The sequence below is a fragment of the Secundilactobacillus yichangensis genome (assembly GCF_016861565.1).
Lineage (GTDB): Bacteria > Bacillota > Bacilli > Lactobacillales > Lactobacillaceae > Secundilactobacillus > Secundilactobacillus yichangensis.
Genome location: NZ_BOLK01000029.1, coordinates 1 through 12346 on the forward strand (window position 1 = coordinate 1; position 12346 = coordinate 12346).

2 protein-coding genes and 1 pseudogene are annotated in these 12346 nt (G+C 49.0%); all 3 read left to right on the forward strand.

Features of this window, described 5'->3' with window-relative positions; genetic code table 11:
- The first annotated feature begins 37 nt into the window (after nucleotides 1-37).
- Nucleotides 38-10831, forward strand: coding sequence for a hypothetical protein (locus JUE95_RS12645; RefSeq protein ID WP_203652270.1), 10794 nt, complete (start codon nucleotides 38-40; stop codon nucleotides 10829-10831).
- 150 nt (nucleotides 10832-10981) lie between these two features.
- Nucleotides 10982-11947, forward strand: coding sequence for a glycosyltransferase family A protein (locus tag JUE95_RS12650; RefSeq protein ID WP_203652272.1), 966 nt, complete (start codon nucleotides 10982-10984; stop codon nucleotides 11945-11947).
- 88 nt (nucleotides 11948-12035) lie between these two features.
- Nucleotides 12036-12346: pseudogene (locus JUE95_RS12655) on the forward strand (AP2 domain-containing protein); the annotation flags it as partial.

Sequence of the window (12346 nt, forward strand, 5' to 3'; positions counted from 1 at the left end):
TACGGATCAAACTAGTCGCAATGCGCTGACAAAGCCAGTGACTGAATACGTCACTTACGGTAATCCAGTTGGCGATGGTACGACTAAGGAAGAATTGAAGGATTACGACCTTTATCGGACAGTTACGGTTTCCTTTAAAGATGGCCAGACAGATGCAACCATCACTTACAGTCCATGGACAACCAACACTAACGGTGATGTAAAGCTTGATGCTGACGGCAACGTTTCTGATGGGACTGATACGATCAACGTCGCAAAGCTCACCACGAATGAACTGCAAAAGCAACCTGGCTACACGGAATCCTTCGCGAACACCGCAACTGGCGCTACGCTGACGGATGATCAGAAGGCAGCTAACGTTGATGTTTCACTGAAGATTGCTAAGGACGCGAATAACTCGCCGATTGAGATCGATCGGGTGGTTAACTACGCTGCTCAAAAGCAGACTGGTTATGTTCACTACGTATACGGTGGCATTGGCGGCCCAGAGATTGCCCCAGAAAAGACAATCACTGGTGACGCAGGTACCTCATACGCTGATCAGTACACGATTCCTGAAACAATCAAGGCAACTAAGAATACCGACAACAAAATCACTGATATTGACGGTAACGTGATTACCGATAATGATGGCACCTTTGACCTGAGCAACTACTACTACAGTCACACGGAAGATCATGGTGGCGGTCAATTCGACTACTTCGATGATAATACTTCACCTGACGATACTGCTTACAATACTAAGGGCCAGGATATTTGGGTCGTTTATACGGCTAAGGCTAAAGATGATGCGGCTAACTGGCAAGTAACGACTAATACTAATAAGACAGGCTTTACAACAGTTGTCATCAGCGACAAGAACAACCCAAGCAATGTCATTAATACCTTTGATATTCCGGATGGTCAGCCAGGTCAGCCTGGACAAGATGCAAAAATCCAAACCCTTATTGTTAACACCGACCCAGTAGCAGCTACTGGCACGACAGCTGCTAAGCCAGCTACTCACACCGTTTACTTCTACAGTGGTGATCCTGCTAAGGATACTAATGGCGACGGCAAGATTACTCAAGCTGACATTAAACCAGCTGATGTGCTTGGCAGCTTTAAAGTCAGTGATGGTACTTCACCGGTTATTGATCCAACGGGTACGCCTACCGAGAATGGTACCGTTTATAATATTACTGAAAATGGTAAGCCTGCAGGGACAATCACCATTCCAAACGCTACGGCACCAGAGATTAATTCATTCACAGTTGATAATGGTGGCGCTCACACAACTTACTTCTATACTGGATCAAAACTGACTACTCACGCGGATGGATCAGCAATCGGTGATAAGTCACCACTGACTGCTGCTGATATTCCAGACGGTAAAGGTATTGGTCAAATCACTGTTAACGATGGTCAGGGCGGTACTGATACCACTGTACCTGAAGAGATTCACTCATTAACAGTAAAAACAGAAGCATCAGGTACTACTCCTGCCAAGGAAACAACTTACTTCTATACTGGTCCAGAAATCCCAGCGCACGCTGATAAGACACCTCTGACTGAGGCAGATATTCCAGCCGGCAAAGAAATCGGCCATGTTGATGTCGAAAACGGTGCGGATGGTCAGACACCAGAGGTTCACGCTGTTACCGTTGATACACCAGCTCCGGTTGACAAGAATGGTAACGCTACAGGGCCAGCAAGTCACACCACTTACTTCTACACAGGTGATGTAAAGGGTTCAGATGGTAATGTTATCGATCCTAAAAACGTCACCTATGATGAACTTACGGCAGCTAACATACCAACTATTGGCCAAGTAACGACTAATGATGGGGTGACACCAACCATTGCCGTTGCTCCAGATCCTACAGATAACAAAGACGGTTCATTCACTTACACATTAAATGTGAATGGTAAAGGTGCTGGTACGTTCACCGTTAAGAATGGTACTAGTGCTAAGGCACCAACTATCACGACCAATCCGATCAAGGAAAATGGTACTACCGGTCCTATCGTTGGCTATGAAATTGATGTTCAGAACTACAAGAATGATGGCACAGCTGATGGCGAGCCTCAAAAGACCTTTATTGCAAGTCCTGTTCTCACGCCAACGCCTAAGCTTGGAACTGATAACAAGACAGCTATCGGTACTACGGTCACGATCAGCACTATTGATGATAGTGGTAAGCCAACCTCTGTACCATTTGATATCTTGAACGGTGCCAACGGTAAAGACGGTGGCAACGGGACTGACGGTCAGCCTGCTATTAAAGAAGAGGGCGGCAAGTTAATCCTCTATATTCCAGCTGGTAAAGATCCTTCTGGTACCGATATTCCTGAAAAGGATCTTGGCACGGTTGATATGCCAAGTGCTGGTGACAAGGTTACCGCAGAGCGGGTTCAGGATACCGATAAGCCAGGTGTCAGTGGTGTTAAGATCACTGTTACCCATGCTACTGGCGATCCAACGATCACTTACCTGTACGATGGTACAAATGGGAAGAATGCCCAAACGCCAAATGTCAGACCTGGGACGGATGAAAAAGGTAATCCAATCTTGACCTTCTACATTCCAGCTGATGGTGACACACCTGAACAAGACTTAGGTAACGTTCCAGCACCTAAGGATGGCGACACGATTTCCATGACCCCAATCAAGGGTGATACTGATCATCCAAACGGTGGGGAACAAATCACTATCAAGCACGGCGACGGCAGTCCGGATACTGTTGAAACCCTTTGGAATGGTAATGATGGTGCTGTGCCAACCCTCGATGGCGGTAAGGACAACGGCGATGGCTCAACCACATACAACTTCATGTCGGGTGGTAAGTCAGTCGGTACCTTTACCGTCAAGAATGGTAAAGATGGTGCTCCTGGAGTATCGCCTCAAGCTAAAAATGGGACGGATATCAACGGTAAGCCCGCAATTATCTTCTACATTCCAGCTAGTGGTGATAAACCTGAACAAGACCTTGGTACAATTGCTGCACCAAAGGATGGCGATACGGTTACTGCAACTCCAATCAAGGGTGACACTACTCATCCGAATGGCGGTACGTTGTTAACCATCAAGCATGGTGACGGCAGTCCTGATACTACCGAAACTATCTGGAATGGTAACGACGGTGCTACACCAACTCTTGATGGTGGCAAGGACAACGGCGACGGCTCAACCACTTACAACTTTATGATGAATGGTCAGCCAGTCGGTACCTTCACGGTTAAGAATGGTAAGGACGGTGCCAATGGTCAAACACCTCAAGTAAAGCCTGGGGTGGATGCTAACGGCAAACCAACCTTGACCTTCTATATCCCAGCTAATGGCGATACCCCTGAAAAGGACATTAGCACGGTCCCAGTTCCACAAAACGGTGACACCATTACCGCGGAGCGGGTCAAGGATACTGATGTTCAAGGTGTCGGTGGCGTTAAGATCACGGTTAAGCACATTAACGGCGATCCTGACACAGTCACTTACCTCTATGATGGTACAAACGGTACTAATGGTAAGAATGCAACAACACCAAGTGTCAAGCCTGGGAAGGATTCAAACGGTAATCCGGTATTGACCTTCTATATTCCAGCTGACGGTGACACGCCTGAACAAGACTTAGGTAATGTTCCAGAACCTAAGGATGGCGACACGATTTCTATGACCCCAATCAAGGGTGATACTGATCATCCAAATGGCGGTGAACAGATTACCATCAAGCACGGTGATGGCAGTCCTGATACTGTTGAAACCCTTTGGAATGGTAATGATGGTGCTACCCCAACGCTTGATAAAGGAACACCAAACGCTGACGGCTCAACCACTTACAACTTTATGTCAAATGGTCAGCCAGTCGGATCGTTCACTGTCAAGAATGGTACCAATGGGACTGACGGTCAGCCTGCTATCAAAGAAGAGGGCGGCAAGATCATCCTCTATATCCCTGCTGGCAAAGATCCTGCAGGTAACGATGTTCCTGAAAAAGACCTTGGCTCAGTGGATGTCCCAACTGCCGGTGACACTGTTACTGCAGAGCGGGTAACCGATACTGATAAGCCAGGTGTAAGCGGTGTTAAAGTGACGATCAAGCACGCCAATGGCGATCCTGATACCATTACTTACCTCTACGATGGTGCAACTCCAGAAGTCACACCTTCTCAAGATGGTAAGAGCTACACGATCTCATTTGGTGGCAAGAACGTTGCTACTATCAAGAATGGTGAAGATGGTAAGACACCAGTTGTTGCTGTAACGCCTAACAAGGATGATGCTGGTAACGTTATCAGCAACACGCTGACGATCTCGACTCCAGGGTCAGATCAACCAGCTCAAACCGTTACGATTACTAATGGTAAAGATGGTAAGCCTGGTTCGGTTGTAACGACTAAACCAATCATTGATCCGAAGACTCAGAAACAAACTGGTATCACGCTGGTCATTGACGGTAAAGATGCTGGTACTGTTATGAATGGTGCCGATGGTGCCCAAGGACCACAAGGTGAAGCTGGTAAGACGCCAACGATCACACCAACGACTGATGGCAGCGGTAACCCAACTGGATTCATCATTACTGGTGCCGATGGCAAGCCGGTTACCGTTACAAACGGTAAAGACGGTGCTACGCCAAACTTTGTTCAGACCGCTACTGGCTACGATATTATGCTGAATAATACCAAGGTCGGCGAAGTCACAAACGGTAAAGATGGTGCCACGCCAACGGTTACCACGATGCCGGTTTACGACAAGAATAACAACATCATCGGGACCCAGATGGTCATTAACGGCTTACCTGGCGCTAAGATCATGAACGGTTCTGACGGTATTTCACCAGTCTTCACACCAACTAAAGATGGTTACACCATTACTATTGGTGATAAGACGGTTGGAACTGTCACAAATGGTAAGGACGGTGCCACCCCTCAATTTACCGAAGTTAAGGATAACAACGGTAAGGTTACCGGCTACACCATTACGGTTGATGACAAGACTGTTGGTACCATTACCAATGGTAAAGATGGTTCAGTTGTAACGACTAAGCCAGTTAAAGATAGTGATGGCAACCAGATTGGTGTTCAGCTGTTCATCGACGGTAAAGATGGCGGTACGATCTTGAACGGTGCCAAGGGTGATAAAGGTGACCAAGGCCCTCAAGGTGATTCACCAGTTATCACACCAGATGTTGATGCCAGCGGTAACCCAACTGGGACTTACACCATTAAGATCGGTGATAAGGTTGTTGGTCAGTTACACAATGGTAAAGATGGTGCAACACCGCAGTTCAACCCAGTCAAGGACAATGACGGTAACGTCACTGGCTACGACATTCTGATCAACAACACCAAGGTTGGCTCTATCACAAATGGTAAAGACGGTGCTACACCAGTTATTACCCAGACGCCGACAACGGATTCCGATGGCAAGGTTACTGGTACCACGATCACGATTACCACGCCAGGTTCTAACGAAGCTCCGCAAACCATCAATGTTACTAATGGTAAAGACGGCTCAACGCCGGTACTGACGCCTGAAAAAGACGATAATGGTAACATTATTGGTTACGCGATTACCATCAACGGCAACCCAGCCGGCGAGCTCAAGAATGGTAAAGATGGTTCTGTTGTCACGACTAAGCCAGCACTCGACAAGGATGGCAACCAAATCGGTGTCACCATTGTGATTGATGGCAAAGACGGCGATACGATCCTGAATGGTAAAGATGGTGCTTCACCAGTTATCACGCCTGAAAAAGATCCTAACGGCAACCCAACTGGGATCCTCGATATCGTCATCGGCGGTAAGACTGTCGGGACTTTGCACAATGGTGTAGATGGTAAGACCCCTGACTTCACGCCAGTTAAAGACAATGATGGCAATGTTATCAGCTACAACATTACCATTGACGGCAAGACGGTCGGCACCATCAAGAATGGTACTGATGGTAAAGACGGTGTAACACCAGTTATTACGACTACACCTGAACTGGATGCTGACAAGAAGACGGTTATTGGCACGACGATCACCATTACCACACCAGGTTCTAAAGATGCACCACAAGTGATCAACGTCGAAAATGGTAAAGATGGGACTAACGGTACAAATGGTCAAACACCATCCGTTAAACCAGTTACTGATGCCAATGGCAACGTCACATCATACGAATTCTTCATTCCAGGTCCAAAGAAAGACGGTACTGATGACCAGATCGTTGGTACAGTTCCAGCACCTAAGAATGGTAAAGATGGTACTGATGGTCAAACGCCGCAAGTTAAACCAGTTAAGGATGCCGATGGCAACACCATTTCATACGAATTCTTCATTCCAGGTCCTAAGAACGACGGTACTGACGACCAGATCGTTGGCACGGTTCCAGCACCTAAGGATGGTAAAGATGGAAAAGATGGCGAAACCCCAACGGTTAAACCACACACTGGTGTTGACGGCAAGGTTGATGGCTTCACTTACACTCTGAATGGCGTTGATTACACTGTTTTGAATGGTAAAGACGGTAAAGACGGCACCGATGGTAAAGATGGCGCTGACTTAACCGTTACCGGCTCAACTGTTGATAAGGATGGCGACACGATCGTTACCTTCTCTGATGGTAATAACGTCAAGATTCCTGCCGGCGCTGCTGGTAAGGATGGTCAAACACCACAGGTTAAGGAAGTTCCTAACCCTGATGGCACTAAGTCACTGGTATTCTACATTCCAGGTGCTAATGGTTCCGCTGACCAAGTTGTTGGCACGATCGCCGCACCTAAGGACGGGACTGATGGCAAAGACGCGCAAACACCATCTGTTAAGGAAGTTACTAACAATGACGGTTCGAAGTCATACGAATTCTTTATCACCAACCCAGATGGCTCTGTCACGACTGTCGGAACTGTTCCGGCACCTAAGGATGGGGTCGATGGTAAGGATGGCGCTACGCCAACGATCACGCCAAACACTGATTCAGACGGCAACGTTATCGGCTACACCCTGACATTGAACGGCGTACCATACGTCATCAAGAACGGGACGAACGGTAAAGACGGCGCGGCATTGACCGTTAAGAGCCAAGTCATTGATAAAGATGGCAACACGGTCGTTACCTTCAGCGATGGTTCAACAATCACTGTTAATAAAGGTAAAGATGGGACCAACGGTACTGATGGTAAAGATGCTCAAACGCCTCAAGTTAAAGCTGTTGTAGGCGAAGACGGAACGACTTCATACGAGTTCTTCGTTGTTAACCCAGACGGTTCAACCAAGACGATTGGGACAGTCAAAGCACCTAAAGATGGTATCAACGGGACTAACGGTAAGGACGGTAAAGACGGTAAAGACGGTCAGACACCACAGGTTAAGGAAGTTACTAACCCAGATGGCTCGAAGTCATACGAGTTCTACATCACTAACCCAGATGGTTCTACCACTGATATGGGTAACGTTCCGGCACCTAAGGATGGTAAAGATGGCGAAACTCCTACGGTTACACCGCACACTGATCCTAGCGGCAACGTTGACGGTTACACATTTACCATCGACGGTCACGATTACACCGTTAAGAATGGTGAAAACGGTAAAGATTTGACCGTTAAGGGTTACACCACTGATAAGGATGGCAACACGGTTATCACCTTCAGCGATGGCTCAACTGTCACGGTTGACAAAGGTGCCAAGGGTGACAAAGGTGATAAGGGTGATCAAGGTGAAGCCGGCGAAACGCCTAATGTCAAAGCCGTGGTTGGCCAAGATGGCAAGACTTCATACGTCTTCTACGTCATGGATCAAGACGGCAAAGAAGTTGACTTAGGTACTGTCGACGCACCTAAAGACGGTGTTGACGGTAAGGACGGTCAAACGCCTGAAGTCAAGGAAGTCACGAATAATGATGGTTCGAAGTCATACGTCTTCTACATCACTAATCCTGATGGCTCCGAAAAGACTGTCGGTAATGTACCTGCACCTAAAGATGGTAAAGATGGCGAGACCCCAACGGTAACACCGCACACTGGTACTGACGGCAAGGTTGACGGTTACACCTTCACCATCGGCGGTCACGATTACACCGTTGTGAATGGTCAAGATGGTAAAGACGGTAAAGATGGTCAAGACATTACTGTTAAGAGCACGGGTACTGATGCCAAGGGCAACATCGTGGTTACCTTCAGTGACGGTTCAAACGTCACGATTCCTAAGGGTACCGATGGCAAGGATGGACAAACACCACAAGTTAAGGCTGTTCCAAACGCGGATGGCTCAACTTCATACGAGTTCTTCATCACTAACCCAGACGGTTCTACCACGACTGTTGGTACGGTACCTGCACCTAAGGATGGTAAGGATGCTCAAACACCATCTGTTAAGGAAGTCACTAACAATGACGGCTCGAAGTCATACGTCTTCTACATCACGAACCCAGATGGCTCAACCAAGGAAGTCGGTAATGTTCCTGCACCTAAGGACGGTAAAGATGGCGAAACACCAACTGTTAGTGAAACCAAGGATCCAAGCGGCAACGTTGACGGCTACGTCTTCACCATTAACGGTAAAGAATACACCGTTAAGAATGGTAAAGATGGTAAGGACGGCAAGGACGGTCAGACTCCGCAAGTTAAGGAAATCACCAATAATGACGGCTCCAAGTCTTACGAATTCTTTATCACCAACCCTGACGGTTCTACCAAGGATCTTGGCGAAGTTCCGGCACCTGAGGATGGTCAAACACCAAAGGTTAAGGAAATCACCAACAATGATGGTTCGAAGTCTTACGAGTTCTACATCACTAACCCAGATGGTTCTGAAAAGAACATGGGTACGGTGGATGCACCTAAAGACGGTGTTGATGGCAAGAGCATTACCGTTACCAGCACCACTAAGGACCCAGAAGGCAACACAGTTGTTGAATTCAGCGATGGCAACAAAGTTACGATCGACAAGGGTGCTGATGGTAAAGACGGCAAAGACGGCAAAGACGGTCAAACGCCTGATGTCAAAGCAGTCGTTGGGCAAGATGGTGTCACTCATTACGAGTTCTACATCACCAACCCTGATGGCTCAACTAAGACTGTCGGTGATGTCACTGCTCCTAAGGACGGTAAAGACGGTGAAACACCGCTTGTTCAACCGGTCAAGGATGCTAACGGCAACACGGTTAAGTACGAATTCTACTACATCAACGACAAGGGTCAAAAGGTCTTGCTTGGTACGGTGGATGCACCTAAGAACGGTGTTGACGGCAAGGATGGCGAAACGCCAACGGTTGCGCCTCACTACGATGCTAACGGCGACGTTGATGGCTGGACCTTCACGTTAGATGGTCACCACTACATCGTGAAGAACGGTAAGAATGGTACTGACGGTGTCGATGGTAAGGACGGTAAAGATGGTCAGACTCCTCAGATTGATCCTTCAAAGACAATCGTTGATAAAGAAGCCGGCACGACCACTTACTACTTCATTAACCCAGACGGCAGCAACGCTGGTTCGATCGTTGTTCCAAATGGCGGCGGCACTACCAATGGCGGCGGTACTGGTAAAGAAACTGGTACTGACAACGGCACTGGTACAAGCACCGGCACTGGCAACGGCAGCGGTATTAACATCAACAACACCAACAACCAGAACAACGGCGGCGGTACTGATAATGGTCAAGGTACGAACGGTTCAACGACTACGAATACTACAACCACTAACAACACCACGACTGAAAAGACCATCACCACTAACCCTGATGGTTCAACCACTGAAACTGATACGACCACAACTACTGATCCAAGTGGTAACAAAGTCGTCAAGATCGTAACTATCGAAACGATTCCTAACAAGGACGGATCGACTACGACCAAGACCACGACGACTACTACGACTTATCCAGCTCCTAGTGGCGACAACGGTGGTAAGACAACTGGTGACAACAACACTGGTTCAACTACTCCAGCTGGCGGTGGAAACAGCAATGTCAACACCAATACCAACACCAACACGAACACCAATCCTGGTGGCAATGGTGGTACAAATACCAACACAACTACCCCAGGCGGTAATGGCGGTACAAACACCAACACGAACACTAACGGTGGTAATGGCGGTACAAATACCAACACAACTACTCCAGGCGGTAACGGTGGAACCAACACGACCACTCCAGGCGGTAACGGTGGAACCAACACGACTACTCCAGGTGGTAACGGTGGTACTAACACGACCACTCCAGGCGGCAATGGTGGTACTAACACGACTACCCCAGGTGGCAATGGTGGTACTAACACGACTACCCCAGGCGGCAATGGTGGTACTAACACCACAACACCAGGCGGTAATGGCGGTATCAACACGACCACTCCAGGTGGCAATGGTGGTACAACTACTCAAACCACGACTACTACCACTACTGGTACAGCTGTTCCAGGCGGCAATACTGGTAACGGCACTGGTACTACTTCGACTGGCGTTGACGGCGGTACTGCTACGACAGCTGCTGGTGATACTGGCTCAGCCACTACTGGTGGCGACGGCTTGACCACTGACGCTGCTGGCGATACTTCAAGTCAGCAATCAGCTGGCATGGTTCCGACAAGCGAAGCTGGTAACGGCGGTGCTTCAACGATCCACGAAGCTGTAGCAGGTGGTACGGCTACTGGTTCAACTGCTACTGGTTCAACCAATGGCAATGGTTTGACAAACGGCAACGGTGAAGCTGCTCAAAGCACTTTGCCGCAGACCGATGAAAGCTCGGCATCAACAATCGTTATGCTGGGTGTCGGCATGACTATTATGGAAGCTACCTTGGCTTACGGCGTCACCCGTCGCAAGCGTCATGGCAGTGACGATAATGATCACGAGTCCCTCTACTAATCATTTCACATGCCCATGACTACTAGTTCGGACTCATAGTGAGAGAGGCTGCATGTCGCAATTGTCCCGCGATGATGCAGCCTTTCTTCTAGGGAGGGCGGTTCACGCCGCCTTCTCATACATAGTAAAAAATACAAGGAGGAGACTACTATGGCAAAGCGAATCAGTATCATTATTGCGGTTAACGACGCGCGGGAGGCAGATTTAGCGATTCCGCTGTCATCGATCAATAATCAATTGGGGATTGATTTCCGCGACGTTGAGGTAATTTTAGTGGATAACGGGCAGTACCGGCTGCAGGACGTGAACCAGTTCCGGCTCTTCAAGAACCTGGATATTCACTATGAAAACCCGCAAAACGTTTTGTCATGGGAAGAAGCCTTTCAGCACGGGGTGGAAAGTGCCACGGGTGACTACGTGATGTTCATGGGGCCGGACGGCTTGCTGAACCAGACCAGCGTGATCCAGACGTTTGGCGCTTCGGTGCAGGGCAATCCCGATGCCGACGTGCTCACCGGACTGGTGCTGGAACAGGATATGACGCCGACGCGCACCTCGCAGTATAAGGTCGGCCGCGACTTCATGACCGCCCGGGGGCGCTGGTTCAGGCGCAGCTTCTTGACCCAGTACAGCGTGCGCTGGCAGAAGGTGGGCAACTACTCGGATGAATTTTACAGCCGGTTAGTGAACTGCCTGTCACGCACGGACGTGGAAGTCAACGAAATCGCCTACGCCCAGTTCATGAGCCGGGACCTGCGTTCCGACGTCATGGCGCCGATGCCGCAGGTGGCTTCCGTCGAGCAGATCACCATGTTGAGCAAGTTCTTTGAGACGCTGAAACAGATTGACCCGATGACCTATATTGACGAGTTCGCGCGGGAATGCGTGCGTTATTACACGCAAAGCAAGCAAGTGCCAGAAGCTGACCGGGACCGGGTAGACCAAGCGTTTTGGCTGCTGGTTCAGGATAACGCCGATATCTGGCAAAACGTCCAGGCGCTAGTCGATCATTTGAAACTCACCGACCAGTCGCCGGAAGCACCATGGATCAAGGAACAGGGGTTATTTGACGGCTACATCCAGGCGCTGCAAAAAGTCGCCGCGACCCGGAGCTAGCTTTGGATGACAGTTAACAGTCAACTGGGGAGGGCGGCTGCTGACTGGCATCAGGCAAGGAATAAATATACTAAGGGGGCTGACTGTCATGAGCAGGATGATTGATTTGACACATCAAAAATTTGGTCGGTTATATGTAGAGGAAAGAGCAAATACCACGTCGTCGAACGGCAACATGCGCTGGAAGTGCGTGTGCGACTGCGGCAATCACATCGTGGTGGATGGCTATTCACTGCGCCACGGGATCACGAAGTCCTGCGGCTGCTTGCGGCGGGAAGTCTCCAGTAAGGCGGCCCGGTGCAACAAGGCATTTGTCGCCAGTCAGGGCAACCCGCTGCACAACGAGGACGGCATCAGCTATTCCAGCCTGTATAAGGGCAAGCGCAACCGGACGGGGGT